We start from the raw sequence: 20,872 nt of genomic DNA, 5'->3' as shown, positions 1-20,872 counted from the left end.
CGCGTGATGGAGAGGCGGGCTCTCGACCCCGTGAGCACCTCCGGCGCTCCCGCTGGCGCCGGCGTTCCTCCCGGTGAGGCGCCCGCGAACGCGGATGGCGCCCTTCCCGGCGATACGCTGGCGAACGCGGGAGGCGTTCCTCCCGGTGATACGCTGGCGAACGCGGGAGGCGTTCCTCCCGGTGATGCGCCTGCGAACGCGGGAGGCGTTCCTCCCGGTGATGCGCCTGCGAACGCGGGAGGCGCTCTCGTGAGCGCGGACGGGGCCGCCGAGCTCGAGGTCCGCTTTCTCCGCGATGGTGCCACCTACACCGCCGTCCTTCAGGCAGGTGGTCGCACCCGGCAGCTCTCGTCCGAGGTAGGGGCGTCCTGCGGCGAGCTCGTCGAGGCGGTGGCGCTGACCATCGCCATCCTGCTCGACAGCGATCCGCCCGCGGCGGCTCCTGTCGTGCCTGTGCCCGCGCCGGCCCCTGTCGCGCCCGCGGCGGCTCCTGCTCCTGTCGTGCCCGCGCCGCCGCGTCCTCCGCCACGGGCGGCGCGCGGGGACGTCTCGATGGAGCTCGGCGCCGCGCAGACCGTGGGCATGCTGGATCCCTTCCGGGCGGCCGCGATGGCCGATGTCTCCCTGCGGCGCCGCGCGTGGTCCGCAGGCGTCGGCGCTGTGTGGCTGCCTCCCCAGGACACCGAGGTCGCTCCGGGCGTCGTCTCCCTCGGGCTCGTCGCAGCCACGGCGCGCGGCTGCGCGACGATCGCCGGCGGCCTCGACGGCCTCCGGCTCTCGGCCTGCGCGGCGGCGGTGCTGGGCGCCGCCTACGGCTCAGGCAAGGGGTTCGTCCCGGATCGCGAGGCCTCTGCGCCCTGGTTCGCCCTCGGCGGCTCGGCCGTCGCGGAAGGAACCCTCCTCGGCTCCAGCGCGCTGGGCTGGTCCGCGCGCGCGACGCTCCTCGCGCCGGTCGCGCGGGCGCGCTTCACGGTCGAGCGCCGCGCGGGCGGCGAGGCCGGCGCGCCCCTGACGCAGGACGTGGCGCTCGACCCCTCCCCGGTGGGGCTGCTCGTCGGCCTGAGCGCCCGCGTGTCGATTTTTTGATGGCGAACCACGGGACCCACCACGGAGGCGATGGGCATGGCGAGAAGCGGCAGGACAGGATGACCTTCGGAGAGGTCTATGCGCAGCACTTCCGGTTCGTGTGGCGCTCGCTGCGACGCCTCGGCGTGCCCGAGAGCGACGTCGCCGACGCGGTCCAGGACGTGTTCCTGGTCGTCCATCGGCGGCTGTCCGAATTCGAGGGTCGGTCGAAGATTACGACCTGGCTCTACAGCATCTGCTTTCACGCCGCCCGTGACCGGCGCAAGCTCGCGCATATGAGGCGGCGCGCTCACGACGACGAGCCGCTGCTCGACTGCGCCGATGACCGGGCCGACGTCGGCGCGGAGGCGGAGCGGCGGCAGGCGATCACGCTGCTCGAGGCGATCCTCGACGAGCTGCCGCTCGAGCAGCGCGCCGTGTTCACGCTCTTCGAGCTCGACGGCATGGGCGGCGAGGAGGTCGCCGAGCTGCTCGACGTCCCGCTGGGGACCGTCTACTCGCGCCTCCGCCTCGCCCGCGATGCGTTTCGCCGCGCCGTCGCGCGCCTGAAGGCGCGCGACGAGTTCCACGTGGGCGGGGCCCGGGTCACCACGCGGTCGCAGCCCGTATTGAAGGCGGCGGCCGCCGAGCGCGCGCCGGCGCCCGAGGGGCATCCCTCGGTCGTCCTTCCGCTGCCGGAGGTGGAGCGGCAACCCGTCTGGAAGCGCGCGGGAGGAGAGCGATGAGCGATCCGGTGCGCTGGCTCGACGCCGAGGCGAACGCGCTCGAGATGGAGCGCGAGCTCCTGCGCGCAGCTCCCTCGGCGGACCCGCCCGACGGGGCGCAGGAGCGGGTGTGGGCCGCGATGGCCGCGCAGATCGGCCTCGCCGGAGCCGCCGCGCTCGGAGGGGCTCAAGGCGCGGCGGGAGGGGCGCTCCCGGCGAACGTGGGCGGCGCGGCGAGCACAAGTGGCGCGGCGAGCGCGGGCGGTGCGGCGAGCGCGGGCGGCGCGGCGAGCGCGGCTGCGGGCGCTGGCGAGATCGCCGCGGCGGTGTCCGCAGGCAAGGTGGTGTCCGCTGCGGCGGGCGCCGGCGCTTCCGGCGCAGCGGCCACCGGCGGCGTGGCCGCAGCGGCGGGCGCTGCGGGTATCGTGAAGGCGATGCTGTTCGGCGCCGCCTGCGGGGGCCTGATTGTCGCCGGCTATGTCGTCGTGGCCCCGTCGAGCGAGGCGCCGCCGGCTCGGATCGTCGAGGCCGCAGAGGTCGTCGCGGCGCCGGCATCCGGGCCAGTTCCTCTGCTGGAGAGGCGTGGGCCTGCCGCGCAGGCCGAGCCGCCGCCTGTCGAGCCACCGCGGCCTGTCGAGCTGGCGCCGCCTGCCGAGCCGCCGCCGCATGTCGAGGCGCCGCTGCGATCGAGGCCGCTTCCGCCGGCCGAGGCACCACTGCCGGACAGGTCACCCGCGCGGACCGGCCCCCGCGCGGCCGCGACGCCCGCGAGCCCGGGCGCGTCGCTATCGGAGCGCGCCGCGAGCGCGTCGCCCGCGGCCGGGGCGGACGTCCTCGAAGCGGCGCCCGTGCCGGAGGCGACGGGCGCTGCGGTCGGCGCGGAGAGCGCGTCCAGCCCGGCGCTGCGGGAGAGCCGGCTGCGCGAGGAGCTGACGCTCCTCGGCGACGCGCGCGCGGCGCTCCGGCGCGGCGATGCCGCCGGCGCGCTGAGGATCGCAGAGCAGGCGCGGCTCCGCTTCCCCGGCGGCGCGCTGGCGCAGGAGCGCGAGGCGCTCACCATCGAGGCGCTCTGGCAGAGCGGCGATCGCGCGTCGGCCGCGCAGCGCGCGTCGGCGTTCCTCCTCGCCTATCCGTCGAGCCCGCACGTACCCCGTCTCCGCTCCTTCACCCCCTAGCGCGGGGCAGGGTGAGAGATAGGCGTTAACCAAGCGTCGCGTCGCATTCTCCTACATTCGAACGTTTACGTGGTCGTGGTCGTAATCGTGGTCGTGGTCGTGGTCGTGGTCGTCAACGATAGGCCGTGAACGACCACGACCACGACCACGATTACGTTCACGTTCACGTTCACGTTCACGTTCACGTTCACGTTCACGTTCACGTTCACGTAAACGTTCACGTTCACGTTGGTGGCCGAGGGGGGAGCGGGCAGGCTTCGTGCTCTGAGCGTGACCGAACGAGCTTGGTTAACGCCCATGGGCGGTGGGAAAGGGGCTATCCGCGTCGTTTTGGGACCAGGTGGTTTTTTTTGAAATGGGAAGCGGGGCGGGCGTCCCTTCACGTTCGGTCACTGCCGGTGTTGGACGGCGCGTCACGGCACCGCGCAAGGAGGAATTATGTCTTCGAGGCTATCAAGAGCACTGTCTCCCTTTCTCGTCCTGAGCGCCGTCTCGCTCGTTGCATGTAAAGTCGATGTCTCCCTCGGCGGACCCGGCTCCAGCTCAACCACCAGCACGGGGATCGGCGGCAGCGACGGTACCGGCGGCAGCGACGGTACCGGCGGCAGCGATGGTACCGGGGTGGGCGGGGGCGACTCCAGCACGGGCACGGGCGGCTGGGTTCCGCCGCAGTTCACGCCGGACAAGGTCGATCTGCTCTTCGTGGTCGACAACTCCGGATCCATGTCGGACAAGCAGGAACTGATGCGCCTGGTGCTCGCCGATTTCGTCGACGGTATGACCAACCCGTTCTGCGTCGATCCGACGGGCGCTGCTCCCCCCTTCCAGCCCCCGAGCGGGCTGAGCGCATGCCCCGCCGGCACCTTGCGCGTGCGCACTCCGGTGCAGGACATGCACATCGGTGTCATCAGCAGCAGCCTCGGCGGCCACGGGTCGGCCGCCTGTCAGGCGACAACGTCCGTTTCGAACGTCGACATGGCCCACCTCCTCGCGCGCTCCAATGAGGCGTCGGCCGAGAACGACCTGCCGACCTACCAGGACAAGGGCTTCCTCGTGTGGGACCCGACCGGAAGCCACGTCCCCGCGGGAGACTCCGATCCGGTGGCGCTCGCCGAGAAGCTCAGCGACATCGTGCAAGGGGTCGGGCAATCCGGGTGCGGCTTCGAGGCGCCGCTGGAGAGCTTCTATCGCTTCCTCGTCGATCCCGAGCCGTATGCGACGATCGGCGTGTCGTCGTCGAGCGAGGACATTGCAGTGACCGGGCTCGACACGACGCTCCTGGGGCAGCGGAAGGCGTTCCTCCGGCCGGACTCGCTCCTGCTCATCGTGATGCTCTCCGACGAGAACGACTGCTCGATCAAGGAGGAAGGCAAGAACTACCTCGTCGCCGAGACGGGAGCGGGCTTCAGGTTGTGGCGGCCGCGGAGCGAGTGCGCCACCGACCCGAACCATCCGTGCTGCACGTCCTGCGCACAGCAGCAGGACGGTTGCCCCGCGGATCCGGCCTGCATCGGCCCCGATGGCAACCCCGCCAGGCTCAGCGCGGCGGAAGACCCGGTGAACCTCCGGTGCTGGGACCAGAAGCGCCGCTTCGGGATCGACTTCCTCTACCCGATCGAGCGGTACACCCGGGCGCTCACGGAGCGCATGGTGGTATCGAGGAGCGGAGAGCTCGTGCCGAACCCGATCTTCTCGGATCTGGACCCGAGCGATGACAACACCCGGACCCGAGGGCCGCAGCACGTCGTGTTCACCGGCATCGTCGGCGTGCCTTGGCAGGACCTCGCGCGCCAGAATGCGCTCGGCGAGCCCGATCTCCGGGGCGGCCTGAACCAGCTCGGCCAGTCGGTCGGCGGGCTCAAGAGCGCCGCCGAGCTCCTCGACCCGCCGTACGCCACGACGTTCAGCAGCACGTGGGATGTCTTCCTCGGCGATCCAGCGAACCACGTCGTGGCCGGGGATCCGTTCATGATCGAGTCGACGGCGCCCCGCTCGGGCATGAACCCGATCACCGGTGCCGCGACCATCCACCCGAGCTCCGCGGGCTGGAACGCGATCAACGGCCGCGAATATACGATCCCAGCGGGCAGCACTGGAGATCTCCAGTACGCCTGCATCTTCCCCCTCGCCGAGGAGCGCATCTGCGAAGGTACGGCCCAGTCGTGTGATTGCAGGCCGCTCGCCGGCATGAACGTCGACAGCCCGCTGTGCAAGCCCGAAGGCACGAACGACCCGGCGGATCCCGGGGCGCGGTCCACGACGCAGGACCACGCCAAGGCCTACCCCGGCCTCCGCGAGCTGCAGCTGATCCGGAGCCTCGGGGAGCGCGGGGTCGCAGGCTCGATCTGCCCGGCGCAGCTGGCCGACCCCTCAGCGCCCGACTACGGCTATCGGCCGGTCATGAACGCCGTGCTCGACCGCCTCTCCACCGCCCTCTGACGCCCTCTGACGCGTCGACGCCCCCATCGACGCGGCCCGCCCAGGGGCGGCGCGCGGAATGCATAGAATGCAGACGAATGCATACGAATGCATACGCCGCCCCTGGGCTCGCGGAGGAGACGACCTCCACCCGCGCCCGCAGATCCTACCGTCAAGCCGTTGGCACAACCGCGACACAGCAAGACACCGCGATCGCGGTGCCCGCGACGAGGATCGCGCGCTCCGCCCGAATTGCGTCCGCCCCCCGTGGCACCGAAGGTGCTTCAATGCGGCGTTCGGACAAACGCAACGCGGAGGTTCTGATGCGCCACAAAGGGCTGGCTCTCTTGCTGATCGTGATCGGGCTCGTGGGCTGCGGCAGGAACGACGGCGACACCGGTGAATCGGTGGATCCGTCCGAATCAGAAACGTGCGGCGGCTTCCTCGGGACCAGCTGTCCCGACGGGCTCGCCTGCGTCGACGACCCGAGCGACGACTGCGACCCCGAGCACGGCGGGGCGGACTGCCCCGGCGTCTGCGTCGAGGAGCCGTCGACGACGATGTGCGGGGGATTCGCGGGTTTCCCGTGCCCCGACGGGCTCGAGTGCGTCGATGATCCGAGCGACGACTGCGACCCGAAGCATGGCGGGGCGGACTGCGGCGGCATCTGCGTGGAGCCGAAGCCCAAGCCGACGATGTGCGGGGGGTTCGCTGGGTTCGCGTGCCCCGAGGGGCTCGAGTGCATCGACGATCCGAGCGACGACTGCGATCCGAGGCATGGCGGGGCGGACTGCGGCGGCATCTGCGTGGTGCCCGAGCCCCGGCCCCCCGCGTGCGGCGGCATCACGGCGCGCCAGTGCCCCAAGGGGCTCACCTGCATCGACGATCCGGGCGACGACTGCGATCCGGCGATCGGCGCGGACTGCGGCGGCATCTGCGTCGCGCGCTGAGCCGGCGCGCAGCCGCTGCCGAACGGGATGCGCCGTCCTGACGAACGGGCGCGCCCGGCGCGCGGCGGCGCTCAGTAACGGTGCTTCCAGAGCAGGTCGAGGCTCGTCGCCGGGTTCGCGCCGGTGGCCATCGCCGCCCGCACGGACCAGTCCCGGCGGAAGCGCCACTCGAGGCTCACCTCGGTGCGCGCCTGCGCGCCGGTGTTGCCGCCCCCGGACCCTGGCCCCTGTCCTTGCCCCGTCGGCCCCGCCTCGTAGCTCGCGCTCGCGGTCACCTGCTGCCCGAGCTGGTAGCCAACGGTCGTCTTCAGCGCGCCTTCTTCGGTCGTGCCCAGCTTCGTCTCGAAGTTCCGGAGCGGACCGATGCTCTGGAGGATCATGTTGATCTGCGCGGACGCGAGCCCCGTCCCCACGCTGGCCGCGACCCCGCCGGCGGCGCTGCCGCCGCCCGACGCGGGCTGCCCGGCGGACGTGCCGCCCGCCAGCGTCCCCTCCGCGAACTCCCTGCCGAGCAGGAGCTCGGCGATCACCTCGTTCTCCGGGCGCGGCGGCTCCGAACGGAAGGTGATCTTGTCCTCGGTGATCGGGTTGAGCTGCCCCACATAGTCGATGAAGATGCGCGTCCCCTCCGGCGTGTCGTGGTACGCCCTCACGTTCAGGAACGGATTCGACGGATCCCCCTGCAGGGCGACCACGCCAGGCTCGATCTCGAACTCCTTGCCGAGCACCTGGAGCCTGCCCGACACGATGTTCACGTTGCCCCGGATCTCGGTCTCTCCCGCGATCTTGATGCGGAGCGGGTGCGCCCGATCCCCCGACAGCGAGGCCTGCACCATGTCGCCCTCGACGCCGATCCTGCCCAGGTGGACCTCCATGGCGATCGGCGTGCCGCCCGCGCTCTCCTTCGCCTGCTCCGGCGGCTCGGCCGGCGCTCGCCGCGCCTCGTAGTCCTTCTGGCTGAGCGGCGCCGACGTCGCGATGTCCGGGTTCTCGCCGAGCGGCTGCACGCTCCGCCCGATCGTGGGCGGCAGCGTCAGATCGAGCGAGGGCACGTCGACGCGGACGGCGATCTCCTCGGCCCGCTTCTCCGCCGCGAGCTCCACCCGGCCGCGCACCTCGCCCATCGGGACGCCCTCCAGCGCGATCGGGAGGGCCCGGCCCCTCGGGATGGAGAGCTCGGCGCGGGCGTTCCGGAACGCGAACCCTTCCATCTGGAGGGTCGCTTTCCCGCGGACCTGGCCGTTGCCTGCGTCGGCGCGGAGGTCGTCGATGCGGAGCTCGCCGGAGGGGCTCGCGGCGACGCGGAACGAGGCGTTCTCGAACGGCTGGCCGATCGTGGCCACCTGGACGACGCCGCCCTCGAGGCGCATCTCGCCGGAGAAGCCCGCCTGCGCGCCGAGCCCGAGCCGCACCTCGCCGTCGAGCGTGCCGTCGAGCCGGTTCACCGAGCCCTGCACGAACGGCTCCAGCGCCCTCAGGCGGAAGCGATCGACAGCGAGCGACACCGAGGCGTTCCGATCGTCGGTGAGCGTCGGGATCGCGTTCGCGTCCCACACCATGGGCGCCTGGGCCTTGGCCTCGAGCCGGCCGCCGTCGCGCCCCGCGAGCCGAACGCTGGCCACGGCCGCGGTGCGCCCTGCGCCGCCCGGAGGCGCGATGTCGAGCGACGCCTCGGCGGTCTCGTACCGCGCGTCGGGGCCGAGCGTGAGGCCCGGGAACTGAAGGTGCGCCCTGACCTCGGGCGCGGCCTCGAACAGCCCGCGCACGGAGATCTCGCCGCGCGCCTCGCCGCCGATCTGCATGTCGGCGAGGACGGGGACCTCCGCGAGCGGCAGATCCGCGATCTTCGCCTCGAGGCTGCCGTTGCTGAAGCGCCGAGCGGAAGGGGCCCCGCCGAGGAAGGCGGCGGCGTCCGCGCCCAGCTTCGCCTTCGCCGTCAGGTAGGTGATCGGCCCGCGGAACGCGTACGCGTCGAGCGCGGCGTCGCGCCCGTCATAGACCAGCAGCGTGTCGACCCGGAGCTTGCCGAGGAGCGAGGGGCCGGTCGTGCCGCTCACGTTCGCGGCCGTCGCGCGGGCCACGACCCGGGGATCGGCGAGCTTGCCCGCGAAGTACACGTCGAGCCCCGCGGAGCCGGAGAGCACCGGCGTCCGCTTCCCGAAGGCGGCCAGCTCGGTGAGATCGTTGAGCCGGCGGCGCGGCACGCGCAGGTGCGCCGCGATCGCCGTCCGCGGGAGCGCCGCGGCCGGATCGGCGAGGAGCGCCGGCAGATCCGCGTCGAGCGCGGCCGAGAGCTCCGCCACGAGCTGGCGATCGAACACCGACAGCGTGACGTGGGCGTCGCCGGTCTTCGCGTCGAGATCCCCGGCGATCCGCGCGTCCAGCTTCCTCGACACCCACGCCGGCGCGCCCGTCTGCTCGTCGATCGGCCCCGCCGCGCGCAGGCCCTCCGTGCGGACAAGGAGGTCCCGCACGGACGGGAGCCGCTCTCCCGCCTCGCGCGCGACCGCGAGGCGCGCGGTGAGCCGGCCCGCGAGCTCGCTCAGCGCGAGCGGGACCGGCGACGCCTGCGCCAGGCACCCGAGCTGCCACGCGTCGGCGTCCATGCGGGCCGAGCCGGTGACGGTCTGCCAGGTGCGCGCCGAGAGCAGCGGCCCGCGCAGCCTCGCCGCGCTCCCGTCGACCAGCACGCGCGCGATGGCGCCGTGGCACACCGGCGGGGGCGGCGGCTTCCGCTGCGGCGCCGTGTCGAAGGCCGTGGTCCACGCCTCCTCGGGCGTCGCGCCCGGGCGCTGGGCCTCCCGCGCCTGCGCCGGCGGCGGCTCGGGCGGCGCGAGCAGCCGGACCAGGCCGTCCGCCTTCAGCGCCTCCCCGTCGAGGCGCGCCGTCACGTTCATCGAGAGCCGCGGCGCCACGCCCGGGACCGAGCCGTCCTCGAGCTCGATCTGGACGCGCCCCGCGCGGCGCGCCCCCCGGCCGTGCACCGACACGTCGAGGTTGGCGAGGCCTCCTATGCCGAGCGGCGCCCCGGTGATGTCGGCGATGCGCGCGAGGTCGAGCGCGGTGCCGCGGAGGTCGCCCTCGATCTCGTCCCCGGCGAGCGAGAGGCTCCCCTCGAGCTCCCCCACGCCGTCGCCGCGCAGCGCGAGCCCGCGGAGGGCGATCCCGCGGTCCCACGCGACGCGGGCGGCCTGCGCGGTCACCTCGTCCTCCCCGCGCGCCACCTCCACGCGGAGCTGCCGCGCCTCGCTCCGCGGCAGATCGAGGTGGGCCGAGGCCATGATCCGGCGCTCCGCGCTGGTCAGCGACACGCGGACGTGCGGCGCCGTGACGGGCCCCGCGGCGCTCGCCGCCACGCTGCGGAACGCGTACTGCTGGGCGCGGAGGTCCGCCCCGCGGAACGCGCCGCCGATCGTGAGCTTGTCGAGGGGCCCCGTGGCCTTGGCCCGGACCTCGCCGCGCCCGAGCTGTAGATCGGACCCGACGCGGAGCCCGGCCACGCGCACGGTCGCCTTGGCGTCGAGCGCGTCGTCCCTGAGCGCGCCCTCGACGTGGAGCGCGGCGCTGCCGTGGATGCCGCGCGGGACGCGCTGCACCGCGCTGAGCGACGGGATCTCGCTCTGCGCCTCGAACTGGAGCACCCCCTCCTTCGAGCGGGCGACGCTCGCCTCGATGGGCGCGCCGGGCTCGTGGATCGTCGCCGCGGCCCGCAGCGCGCCGCGCTCGAGGGTCGCGCGCGCTTCGGTCGCCGGCACGCGTTGCCCCGCGACGAGGAACGGCTCCGTCCTGGCCTCGGCGATGACGCGCGGCCCGCCCTCCTCGTCGAGGTGGATCTCCCCTCGGGCCTCCGCGCTCACCCGCGCGGCGGGCGCCGTCCCGACGAAGGCGCGCGGGTCGAGCTCGGCGATCCGCACCTCGGCCGTGATGCGCTTCGGATCGAGCGCGTCCAGCCGGGCGTGGGCGGTGACCTCGCCGGTCACGGCGTCGCCCGCGACGAGCGGATCGAGGACGGCGACGTGCGCCGTGACGGCCAGGTCCGAGAGCGCTCCGTCGGCCGTCACCAGCACCGAGAGCGGCCGGGCGAGCGGCGCGCTCGGATCGATCGCGAGGGCTGCCTCGGGCGTCACGCGCGCGGACGAGACCCGCGCCGTGAGGCGCTCGTCCTTCAGGGTCCCCTCGGCCGTGAGCGGGATCGCCCCGACGCTCCCTTCGAGCTTCGCGGTGAGCTCCATCGGCGCGTCCGCGGGCACGCTGACGCTCCCGGAGATGCTCGTCGCCTCGACCGGGACCGGCAGCAGGCGCCGCTCGGTGATGCGCACGCGCTCGAGCGCGTACCGGCTCCGGTCCGCCACGACGATGCCGCCGGCGAGGTCCTCGATCGTCGCGTCGATGGGGCTCCCTGGCGCGACGGTGCCGTGGACCGCCGCGCGATCGAGCACGACGCGCGACAGCTCGAGGCGGAGCGGCCGCGCGGGCTCGGTGGGCGGCTCCTCCGACGGCGTCGGCGTGAACGCCTCGGCCAGGGTGAGCGCGCCTTGCTCGTCCTGCTCGAGCAGCACGTCCGCGTCCGCCACCCGGACGAGCGGGATCGTGACGGCGAGGTCGCCGTCGCCGAGGAGGAGCTCCGTCGCGATCGACAGCGCGTTGAAGTCCGCGTGGACGCCGCTGACGCGCAGGAGCTCGGTTCCGTTCGGGTGGCTCACCGTCACCCTGGAGATGTCGGCGGTGAAGAGGCCGAGGCGGTCGATGTGCTCGATCGCGATCCGTCCCTCGAGGCTGGACCGAAGCGTGTCGTTGACGAGCTGCCTTGTCAGGTTGCGGGTCGACGAGGTGTTCAGGTGAACGACCGCGCCGACCGCCACCGCCGTGACAAAGACGGCGCCCAGGCCGATCACGCTGGCCGACACCGCGGCCGCGCGGGCCAGCGCCCGGCGGAAGCGGCCTTGCCGGCGCGGGGCGCCGGCGCCGGGCGCGGGAGGGAGGGCGGGAGTCTCTGGCATATCGCCTATGGACCGCTCCGAGCGCGCGGGAAATCGTGGCCGGGGACCTCGTGAGGCGGCGGCGCCGGGATCTCCTGCGTGTGCGCGGGCGCTGGCACCTCGGGCTGGTGCCTCGTCCCCGGATCCCCTCCGGGCTGCGCCGTCCCCGGGAGCTGGATCTCGCGGTCCGGCGACGCGCGGCCCGGCGAGCCTGGTGAATCAGGGGTCGCCGGCGATTCGCCGGGGGGGCTCGCCGCCGGCGGCGGCACGCCGGGCTTCCAGGGTTCACCGTTCGGCGCGATGTTCGGCGCGCCGTTCAACGTGCTGTCCAACGTGCTGTCCAACGTACCGTTCCTCTCACCATTCCGCGGTTGCGACGCGTTCTTCATGGCCTCCACCCTGTCTCCGGTCATGCCGGCATGCGGCGCCCGAGCGCGAGCGAGATCACGGCGAGCACCAGGAACGCGACGAACAGGATCTTCGCGATCCCCGCGGCGCTGGCGGCGATCCCGCCGAAGCCGAAGATTGCAGCGATGATCGCGATGATGAAGAAGGTGACAGTCCAGCCGAGCATGATGTCCTCCAAAGGGGTTTCAGGGGTCGATCCGTTGTCTTCGTGGAGACGACCTCAACGTGGTTCCTGATGGCGGCTGTTCGCCGCGGTTCCTTGCGGTTCCTTGCTGTTGGAGCATTGCAGCCCCCGTGCCGACCGGCGGCAGAGGCTGTCGGCCGGCGCGTTCTCGGCAGCGCGAGGCGGGCAGCGTCGAGATCGGCCCCAGCCGCTTCCGTCCGGGCGCGCGTGCGGCGCCTCGCGCCTGGGGCAAGATGCCTCGATCGTGACAGGGTGGATCTGCGCGGAGCGCGGAACGCGGGCGTCGGGCGAGCCGCGCGCCCGCGCCTTGCTGCTCCGTGCCGACCGCGCCTGCACGGAGCCTCCACGCGGACGCCCTGCAACTTCCCGGAACGGGCGACTCCGGACGGGCTATAAGGGCCCGGCCATGCCGAAATCGAAGGTCGCTGTGATCCGCACGTCGCCTGCGACGGTGCTCTCGGACTACCACCGGCTGATGAACCTGGCCGGTTACCAGGATGTGGTCGCCAAGGACGCCGACACGGCGCTCAAGGTGAACATCTCCTGGCACTTCTTCTACCCGAGCTCATCCACGACGCCCTGGCAGCTCGAGGGGGTCATCCGGGCGATGACGCAGGACGGGTACTCGAAGGACCTGATCCACGCCTGCCACAACCGCACGGTCGTCATCGACGCCCACCTCGGCGAGCGCGAGAACAAGCAGATCGACGTCGTGCAGGCGCACGGCCTGCGCAACGTCCACCTCTACGAAGGGGAGGAGTGGATCCCGATCGGGGACGCGGTCGGCGATCTGCGGAAGAAGTTCCTCTGTCTGAACGAGGTGTACCCGAAGGGGTTCTCGATCCCGAAGCGCTTCATCGGGGAGAACATCATCCACCTGCCGACGGTGAAGACCCACATCTTCACGACGACGACGGGCGCGATGAAGAACGCGTTCGGCGGCCTCCTGAACGAGCACCGGCACTGGACGCACCCGGTGATCCACGAGACGCTCGTGGATCTCCTGATGATCCAGAAGAAGATTCACCGCGGGGTCTTCGCGGTGATGGACGGGACGTTCGCGGGCGACGGCCCGGGGCCGCGCTGCATGGTGCCGCACGTGAAGAACGTGCTGCTCGCGTCCTCGGACCAGGTGGCGATCGACGCCGTGGCGGCGAAGCTGATGGGGTTCGATCCGCTGCGCGACCTCAAGTTCGTGCGGCTGGCGCACGATCTCGGCCTCGGGACGGGCGACGTGCGCGACATCGAGCTCGTGGGCGACGTGGACGCGGCGAACGAGCAGTGGAACTTCGATGGACCGTTCAAGGAGATGACGTTCGCCTCGCGCAACCAGCACCGCATCTACTGGGGTCCCCTGAAGAAGCCGATCGAGTGGTCGCTCAAGACATGGCTCGCGCCCTGGGCTTACGTGGCGTCGGTCACGTATCACGACATGTTCTGGTATCCGCGCTACGCGAAGGAGAAGATGGCCCCCGTGCTGGAGAGCCCGTGGGGGCGCCTGTTCGCGAACTGGGGCAAGGTGCAGCCCGACGCGGAGGGGCGGGGCTACCCGGAGGTCGGCGAGGCGAGCCACGAGCTCGTCCGGAGCGGGGTGAAGCACTTCCTGGAGGGCATGCGCCTCGTGGGGATGGCCGTCGCGGAGTCCCCGGAGATCATGGTCCGCAAGCGGGCGCGCGCGCAGGCGGCCAGCGGGGGCGGGGCGGCGGCGGTGTAGTCCTGGAGCGGTGGCTCCGCGCTTCGGGCCGAGAGCCGAGCGGAGCCGCTCAACCGCCGGTGGGCCGAGCGAAGACCTTGAGGTAGAGCTCGTCGACTGCCAGGTCGCATCCGATCGACGCGATCTGGAGCCGCTCGCTCGGGCCGAGCACGCGGAGCAGCCAGGTCCCGTCCGGCTGGCGGCGGAAGTGCTCGACCTCTACCTGCTTCTGGGACAGCAGGACGTAATCGGCGATCGATGGAATACCCCGATACAGGGCGAATTTGCCCCCGCGGTCGTAGCTCTCCGAGGAGTCGGAGAGCACCTCGAAGACGGCTGTGGGGTTGAGCAGGGTGTCGCGGTGTTCGTCCTCGAACAGGGGCTGGCCGCAGACGACCGAGGCGTCGGGGTAGACGTAGCGGCCGGTCGTCACGTTCTTGATCCGCAGGTCGGACGCGTGCGCCTCACTGGGACGCGCTCTCAGCGAACTGCGAAGCTCACCCACCACATTGGCGGCGATGAGGCTGTGCTCGCGCGTGCCGCCCGACATCGCGAACACCTCGCCGCCAGCGTACTCGTGCTTCACCTCGGAGGAGCGCTCGAGCGCGAGGTACTCCTCCGGCGACAGCTTCGCCTGGGGCGCCTTCTGGGCCATGCCAGATCCTACCATGCCCTCCCGAGCGCAGACGGCAGGCGGGGGGACGGGGCGGCGGCTGGATACCGCGGGGTGGGCGGCCCCAGGAGCGCCGCCTGGCCGAGGCTCAGCGTGCCGCGCTGCTCGCGTGCGACGGCCGTCGCCCCGACGTCACGGCCGGCGCGGCGCCCGCGACGAACCTGACGCGCACGGGCTTCGGCCGGAGCGGCGGCAACGACCGGGCGAGCCGCTCGTAGGCGTCGCGCCCCACGCGCCGCTCCTCGTAAACGAGCGTCGCCCAGATCTCCGCCTCGCGCGCCTCCGCGTGCTCGGCGGCGCGCGGATCGAAGCGCAGCCCGCGCTCGATGGCGCTGGCTCCGGGGATGCTCTCGTCGGGGCGGCGCGCCGCGCGATCGCGGAAGACGCCGGGGCCGAAGCGGTCGTACTGGAGGATCGTGTGCGCGGTCGACACGGCGCCGGCCCACGGATAGCTGCGCAGGGTCCAGCCGCGCGACAGGTCGGAGAGCCGCGCGTCCACGTCGGCGCGCTCGGCGTCGGTCTTCCACGGCTCCCGCGGGACGAAGAACAGGCCGAGCCCGAGCTCGTCGCCCTCGAGCGCGAACACCTCGTCGATCCCGAAGCGCTCCGGGGTCTGCGCGACGAGCGCGCCGTGCGTCAGCCCGAACTCGCCGACGATGTAGACCGCGAGCGCCTCCCGCCGCGCGCGCAGGAAGTCGAGCGTCTCGACGGCCTCGGCGTGCGTCTCGGTGGGGAAGTCCGTGAAGCACATCGCCTCGGCGGCCACGCCCGCGGACGCGAGGTGGTCGATGACGTCGGAGACGACCTCGACGGGAGCGCCCTTGTCGATGAGGCCGAGGACGCGCGGCGACGCGGACTCGACGCCGAGCGCGCACGCGACGGCGCCCGCGCGGCGCAGCACGTCCGCGCGCTCCCTGGTCAGGTACTTCTCCGGCTTGAGGTCGGTGGCCCACCGCACGTCGAGGCCGGCGTCGAGGATCGCCTGCGCCATCTTCACGAGCGTCTTCGGCGCGACCGAGTCCTGCGACAGGTAGAAGTGGCGTGTGCCGTGCCGCGCGGCGAGGGCCCCGAGGTGCGCCACGATCGTCTCGACGGCGCGCTCGCGGTACGCCGCCGTGCCGACCTCCGCGAGCCCGTAATGGCAGAAGGTGCATTTGCCCCAGTAGCAGCCCCGCGTCGGGTCGTACGGGAGCACGAGCGCCGGCGCGAGGTACGCCTCCAGGGGGAGCCCATCGAAGTCGGGCGGGGGGAGCGCTTTCAGGTCCTCCATGCCGTGGCCGGACGTCCAGCGCGCGCCCATCAGGCGATCGCGCACGACGACGTTCGGCACGTCCCGGAGCGGCCGGCCCTCGTCGAGCGCGCGCGCGAGCGCGAGGAGGGTGTGCTCGCCCTCGAACAGGCACGCCGAGTCGAACGGGCCGAGGGCGCGCGCGAGCCGCTCGCCCGACAGCCGGAGGAGCAGCTGCGTGACGCCGGGGCCACCGCACGTGACGTGCGCGCCGGGCAGCGCCTCCTTGATCTTGCGCGCGAACGCGTACGCGGGCTGGAGCTGACCCGGGAAGCACACGGAGAGGCCCACGATGTCGGCGCGCGCGTCGCGGAGCCGGGGCACGAGCGTCTGCTGCACCCAGGCGTCGAAAGGGTCGTGCTCCGGCCGGCTCGACCGGGCGATCTCGTCCATCGACGTGAGGCCGAACGGCGTGCGGTATGCCGTGAAGTCGAGCTTGAGCGGGTGGTGCGTGGCGGACACGACGCCGAGCGCCGCCTCGATCGTCGCGACCGCGCGGGCGTAGGCGTCCGGATCGTAGAAGGCGTCAGGGGAGCGGAGCGTGGCCTTGGCGAGGTCCACCGCATCCGGGACGGCGTGCGCGTCGCCGCGCGCGCGGGCGAGGGCGACGTACTCGAGCTGGCCTGTGTGCGGGAGCGTGGGGCGGCGGTCGAGCTCGCCGAGGCGCGCCTCGAGGCGGTCGCGGAGGTCGGCCATGCGCTGCGGCGTGAGGAGCGCGTCGAATGCCTCGATGTTCGCGTCGACGGGCAGGACCTCCACGCCGTTCGCGCGGAGGAAGCCTGTCAGCATCGGCACCGCGAGGTACGGGGCCGTGGGATCGCAGGTCGGCGGATAAACGAGCGCGATGCGCATTCGGGCGCCGCTCTAGCACAGGGCGGGAGGGGTGTCCGGCCCGTGCGGCCGGCCCCGCGGCGCGGCGCAGGGCACGGGCGCGCCCGACGGCGCAACTCCGAGCTTCCGACGTAGTATCGTCTCCGACATGACACGCGCTTCGATGTCTGCGCCCAGCCCGCGAGTCGCTGTCACCCCCCTCGGCCCTTCCGCCGCCGCGACGGTCTGCTTCCGCCTTCGCGGCCGGCTCCATGTGACCGTCGTCGTGAAGGCGACGTTCGCGCTCGTCCCCGAGGGGCGCATGTCGCTCGTCGCCCCGGATCCGATCGCGGCGGAGGAGCAGCCGGATCCTTCTGGCCAGCGCCTCCAGGTCGCGAGCGACCTCGCGCCGTACCTCGATCCGTGCGGCGTCGTGGTGACCGGCCATGCAGAGCTGCCGCCGGGCTTCTCGTCGCCGCACGCCATGGTCCGGCTGACGGTCGTGCAGGACGGCCAGCTCCGCATCGACAAGCAAGCTCAGCTCGACGGCTCCGCGCGCGTCGGGCCAGCCCGCTCCCACGTCCGTATCGACGGCCTGGGGCCGCTTCCCCGCACCTCGCCGCTGCGCAGCCGGCTGCTCGGCGCGGTCGACGCGCGCCGCGTCCACGGCGCGCTGCTCGACATCCCCGAGGGGCTCGACTGGAGCTACTTCCAGGCGGCGCCCATGGATCAGCGCATCCCGGCGCTGCGCGGCGACGAGTGGATCGTGCTCGGAGGCATGATGGCGCAGCGACCGAAGCTCCGGACGCAGCTGCCCGAGGCGCGCGGCGTCGCGCGGCTGTACCGACAGAAGCTTGCCTCGCCGCGCGCCGGGGAGCCGATCTCGCTCCGCGCCGACACGGCGCACATCGACGTGGATCGGCGGCGCTGCTCGGTGGTGTGGCGCGGCCATACGCCCGTCGAGGAGGCGGAGATCGAGTCGCTGCGCGTCCTCGCGGGCGTGGAGCTCCCGGCGCAGCCGATCGCATGGGCCGATCCGTTCGCCGCCGGCGGCGCTTCCGCTGCGCGCGCTGCGCCCTCGGGATCGGCCTCGCAGCAAAACCCCAAGGCCATCACGCTGGACGGCACCAGCCAGCTCAGCCCCGAGGACGCTGCCAGGTTGGTTGCGGCGGCGGCGACCCCGTTCAGTGCGACGCGAGGGCTTTCGGAGCCTGCGCGCTCGGTGACCCCGGCGGCGTCGCAGCCGGCCGTCGCCCCGCGCGCTGCTGCGGCCCCTCCCGCGCGGCCCGGCGGCGTCCGCGACCTGCTCGGGGAGACGGACGCGCTCGAGCCCGAGGACGCGGCCAGGGTGGTGGCCGCCGGGGTGATGCCGTTCAGCACGACGCGAGGGCCTTCGGAGCCTGCTCGCTCGGCGCCGCTCTCGACGTCGCAGCCGGCCGTCGCCCCGCGCGAGGCAGCCGTCGCACCGGCGCGGCCCGGCGGCGTTCGCGATCTGCTCGGGGAGACGGACGCGCTCGATCCCGAGGACGCGGCCAGGGTGGTGGCCGCCGGCGCGATGCCGTTCAGCGCAACGCGAGGGCCTTCGGCGCCTGCGCGCCCGGCGACGCCGGCGATATCGCCGCCCTCCGCTGCCCCCGTCGCACCGGCGCGGCCCGGCGGCGTTCGCGATCTGCTCGAGGAGACGACCTCGCTCGAGCCCGAGGACGCGGCGAGGGCGATCGCCTCCGCCGCGACGCCGTTCGATGCGCCCCGAGCACCGGTCGCCGCGCCGGTCGAGCCTCCGCGCCAGGCAGCGTCATCGAGCGCGCCTCCAGCGCCCCCTTCGCTTCTCTCGCCAGCGCCTCCCGTCGTCGTGCAGGCCCATGCCCCGCCGTCCATCATGTATCCGCCGGGCCCCGGCGAGGCGAGCGCCTTGCCCGAGGGGCTCGGTGCTCAGTTCCTTGCCGCGATGGCAGCCGCAGGGCTGCTTCACAGCTAACACCCCCCAGGAACCGCCGAGCCAGCGTCGCTCCGAGCGGCGGCGCCGATGTCGCGTCGGCTCTCCCGATCAGCTTCGCTTGCATCGGGCTCAGCCGTCCATTGCGGTCGAGCGGTCGCAGCATGTAGGATGGCTCGGGCTGAATGCTGCCCGCGGTCTGTCCGCGCACGCGCTCTGAACAGGGGAGAGGCCATGCACTCGTTTCAGGTCGACGGACTGGAGCACGAGCTCCGTGTTACGCGGTTCGAGGGGCGCGAGGGCATCTCCGAGCTCTTCCATTTCGACGTGCTCGTCGCTTGCGCGGACAGGGACATCGCGTTCGCCGATGTCGTGGGCAAGACGGCGCTGCTCACCTGGCAGGTCGGCGAGCTGCCTCGGCACCTGCACGGTGTCGTCGCGAGCTTCGAGCAAGGCGAGGAGGGCAAGCGGGTCACGGCCTATCACGCCACGGTCGTACCCGACGTCTCCCGCCTCGAGCATCGCAGGAACAGCCGAATCTTCCAGGCGCTCTCCACCCCGGAGATCATCGAGAAGGTCCTGCGCGCGGCCGGGATCTCGAGCAAGGGTTATCGCTTCGTGCTGAGCGGCGCTTATCGCCCGCGGGAGTACTGCGTGCAGTACCGGGAGAGCGACTTCGCCTTCGTGTCGCGCCTGCTCGAGGAGGAGGGCATCTGTTATTTCTTCGAGCACGACGAGGGCGGCCACGTGCTCGTGTTCTCTGACGGTGCGTCGGGGCACGGGCCGATCGCGGGGGAGAGCACCGTCGTGTTCCGGCCGCCGCTCGGCGCGCTCCACCAGAGCGAGCACGTCTCCCGTTTCCGTTATGTCGAGCGGGTGCGCTCCGGGAAGGTGACGCTGCGCGACTACAACTTCAAGAAGCCCAGCCTGTCGCTCGAGAGCAACGCCCAGGCCGAGGCGGACGACGACCTCGAGGTCTACGACTATCCCGGTGACTACGACGCACCCGGCGCGGGATCGAGCATCGCCAAGATCCGGCTCGAGCAGATCCAGACATCACGCAAGACCGGCAGCGGCGAGGGCGTCTGCCCGCGCTTCGTCCCTGGCCAGACCTTCACGCTCGCGGAGCACGCGCGCGACGATTTCAACCGGGAGTATTTGCTGGTGTCCGTGCGCCATGAGGGCCACGAGCCCGCGGTGGACGCTGTCTCCGAGGGCGACGCCGCGGCCTACCGGAACCAGTTCCAGGTCGTGCCGTCCGACGTCCCCTTCCGCCCGCAGTCGGTGACGCCATGGCCGACGATCAAGGGGATCCAGACCGCGATCGTGGTCGGTCCTTCTGGCGAGGAGGTTTATACGGACGAGCACGGCCGCATCAAGGTCCAGTTCCACTGGGATCGGGAGGGCAAGAAGGACGCGCAGAGCTCGTGCTGGATCCGCGTGAGCCAGATCTGGGCGGGCTCTGCGTGGGGCGCGGTGTTCCTTCCGCGGATCGGCCACGAGGTGGTCGTCGACTTCCTTGAGGGCGATCCGGACCGGCCGCTCGTGGTGGGGAGCGTCTACCATGGCACGAACGTGCCGCCGTACTCGCTCCCTGCGGAGAAGACGAAGAGCACCATCAAGTCGAACAGCTCGAAGGGCGGCGGGGGATCCAACGAGCTCCGGTTCGAGGACAAGAAGGGCTCGGAGGAGATCTTCCTGCACGGTCAGAAGGACTGGAACATCGCGATCGAGCACGACAAGAAGCAGTGGATCGGGAACGACGAGGCGCTCGAGGTGGACCACGACCGGAGCAAGGTGGTGGGGAACGACCAGAGCGAGCAGATCGGTGGAAACAAGAGCATCGACGTCGCGAAGAACCACACCGAGAGCATCGGCGAGGACGAGACCCTCTCGGTCGGGGGCAACCGTTCGGTCAGCGTGGAGGGGGATCACACCGAGTCGGTCGGGGGGAGCCAGTCGATCGACGTGGGAAAGAGCCAGAGCGCGTCGATCGGAAAGAACAAGAGCGAGACGGTGGGCGGTTCGAGCTCGGAGAGCGTCTCCAAGGGCAAGTCGACGAGCGTGGACGAGGGCTACACCGTGACGGTGGGCAAGGACATGACGGTGACGATCGGGAAGAGCGCGAAGGAGGAGGTGAAGGAGAAGAAGACGATGATCATCGGGGAGAAGCTCTCGATCCAGTGCGGGGACGCCACGATCACGGTCGAGAAGAACGGGAACGTGACGGTGCAGGGGAAGAAGATCACGGTCAAGGGCGAGGGGCCGATCCGGGTCGAGGGGAAGAAGCTCGACGTGAAGAGCGAGGGGGCGGTGAACGTCGAGGCGTCGGGGAACGTGAAGATCAAGGGGAGCAATGTGGGGGTGAACTGAGGTCGATGGGGGGATCGCGGGCGCTTCGGGATGAGGGGGAGCGGAGAGGAGCTGGGTGATGAGAGACGACGGGCGGGCACCGGCGGCGGAGGCGAGCGGCGAGGCGATCCTGATCGAGGAGGGGGAAGGGGAGGCTGCTGCCGCCAGCGGGGAAGTGGCGGACGAGGGCGGGGGAGAAGCGGGAGCGATCGAGGG

Annotated in this window: 14 protein-coding genes; 8 read left to right on the top strand and 6 right to left on the bottom strand. The window is 72.2% G+C overall.

Features of this window, described 5'->3' with window-relative positions:
- Positions 1-249: 249 nt before the first annotated feature.
- The 3 genes from WMF29_RS27155 to WMF29_RS27145 are packed head-to-tail and all read left to right on the top strand — an operon-like array spanning position 250 to position 2,965.
- On the top strand, positions 250-1,086 hold the full coding sequence (locus WMF29_RS27155; protein WP_437323044.1) for a hypothetical protein: 837 nt from the start codon (positions 250-252) through the stop codon (positions 1,084-1,086).
- A complete protein-coding gene (locus tag WMF29_RS27150; RefSeq protein WP_272093953.1) occupies positions 1,086-1,811 on the top strand; it encodes an RNA polymerase sigma factor in 726 nt (241 codons plus the stop codon). The genes WMF29_RS27155 and WMF29_RS27150 overlap by 1 nt, the downstream gene beginning before the upstream one ends.
- Positions 1,808-2,965, top strand: coding sequence for a hypothetical protein (locus WMF29_RS27145; protein WP_437323043.1), 1,158 nt, complete (start codon positions 1,808-1,810; stop codon positions 2,963-2,965). The genes WMF29_RS27150 and WMF29_RS27145 overlap by 4 nt, the downstream gene beginning before the upstream one ends.
- A gap of 65 nt (positions 2,966-3,030) precedes the next feature.
- Here the strand turns inward: WMF29_RS27145 and WMF29_RS27140 are convergent, their stop codons facing one another.
- A complete protein-coding gene (locus WMF29_RS27140) occupies positions 3,031-3,192 on the bottom strand; it encodes a hypothetical protein (RefSeq protein ID WP_437323042.1) in 162 nt (53 codons plus the stop codon).
- Positions 3,193-3,403: 211 nt separating this feature from the next.
- On the opposite strand from WMF29_RS27140, the gene WMF29_RS27135 reads away from it, so the two are divergent.
- Positions 3,404-5,404: a hypothetical protein gene (locus WMF29_RS27135; protein ID WP_437323041.1), complete on the top strand. Its 2,001-nt coding sequence runs from the start codon at positions 3,404-3,406 to the stop codon at positions 5,402-5,404.
- Positions 5,405-5,706: 302 nt separating this feature from the next.
- Positions 5,707-6,333 (top strand): hypothetical protein, encoded by a 627-nt coding sequence (locus WMF29_RS27130; RefSeq protein ID WP_437323040.1) that lies wholly within the window; start codon positions 5,707-5,709, stop codon positions 6,331-6,333.
- 71 nt (positions 6,334-6,404) lie between these two features.
- Here WMF29_RS27130 and WMF29_RS27125 read toward each other — a convergent pair whose 3' ends face one another.
- The 3 genes from WMF29_RS27125 to WMF29_RS27115 all read right to left on the bottom strand — a co-directional run bounded on the left by WMF29_RS27125 (position 6,405) and on the right by WMF29_RS27115 (position 11,886).
- Positions 6,405-11,333 carry a translocation/assembly module TamB domain-containing protein gene (locus WMF29_RS27125; protein ID WP_437323039.1) on the bottom strand — a complete coding sequence of 1,643 codons (4,929 nt, stop codon included), beginning with the start codon at positions 11,331-11,333 and terminating at the stop codon, positions 6,405-6,407.
- 5 nt (positions 11,334-11,338) lie between these two features.
- Positions 11,339-11,656: a hypothetical protein gene (locus WMF29_RS27120; protein ID WP_437323038.1), complete on the bottom strand. Its 318-nt coding sequence runs from the start codon at positions 11,654-11,656 to the stop codon at positions 11,339-11,341.
- 65 nt (positions 11,657-11,721) lie between these two features.
- Positions 11,722-11,886 (bottom strand): DUF1328 family protein, encoded by a 165-nt coding sequence (locus WMF29_RS27115; RefSeq protein WP_437323037.1) that lies wholly within the window; start codon positions 11,884-11,886, stop codon positions 11,722-11,724.
- 424 nt (positions 11,887-12,310) lie between these two features.
- Here WMF29_RS27115 and WMF29_RS27110 point away from each other — a divergent pair, with 424 nt between their 5' ends.
- Positions 12,311-13,618: a DUF362 domain-containing protein gene (locus tag WMF29_RS27110; RefSeq protein WP_272093945.1), complete on the top strand. Its 1,308-nt coding sequence runs from the start codon at positions 12,311-12,313 to the stop codon at positions 13,616-13,618.
- 49 nt (positions 13,619-13,667) lie between these two features.
- Here the strand turns inward: WMF29_RS27110 and WMF29_RS27105 are convergent, their stop codons facing one another.
- Positions 13,668-14,252, bottom strand: coding sequence for a Uma2 family endonuclease (locus WMF29_RS27105; RefSeq protein WP_437323036.1), 585 nt, complete (start codon positions 14,250-14,252; stop codon positions 13,668-13,670).
- A 106-nt stretch (positions 14,253-14,358) separates the two neighbouring features.
- Entirely contained in the window at positions 14,359-16,410 is a 2,052-nt protein-coding gene (locus WMF29_RS27100) for a B12-binding domain-containing radical SAM protein (RefSeq protein ID WP_437323035.1), read from the bottom strand.
- Between the two features lie 127 nt (positions 16,411-16,537).
- On the opposite strand from WMF29_RS27100, the gene WMF29_RS27095 reads away from it, so the two are divergent.
- On the top strand, positions 16,538-18,346 hold the full coding sequence (locus tag WMF29_RS27095; protein ID WP_437323034.1) for a DUF2169 domain-containing protein: 1,809 nt from the start codon (positions 16,538-16,540) through the stop codon (positions 18,344-18,346).
- 192 nt (positions 18,347-18,538) lie between these two features.
- Positions 18,539-20,677 (top strand): type VI secretion system Vgr family protein, encoded by a 2,139-nt coding sequence (locus WMF29_RS27090; RefSeq protein ID WP_437323033.1) that lies wholly within the window; start codon positions 18,539-18,541, stop codon positions 20,675-20,677.
- Positions 20,678-20,872: the final 195 nt, after the last annotated feature.

Source organism: Sorangium sp. So ce381 (assembly GCF_051473845.1).
GTDB lineage: Bacteria > Myxococcota_A > Polyangia > Polyangiales > Polyangiaceae > Sorangium > Sorangium atrum.
Note: the sequence above shows the minus strand (reverse complement) of the source record. Positions and strands in the feature narration are given on the sequence as shown.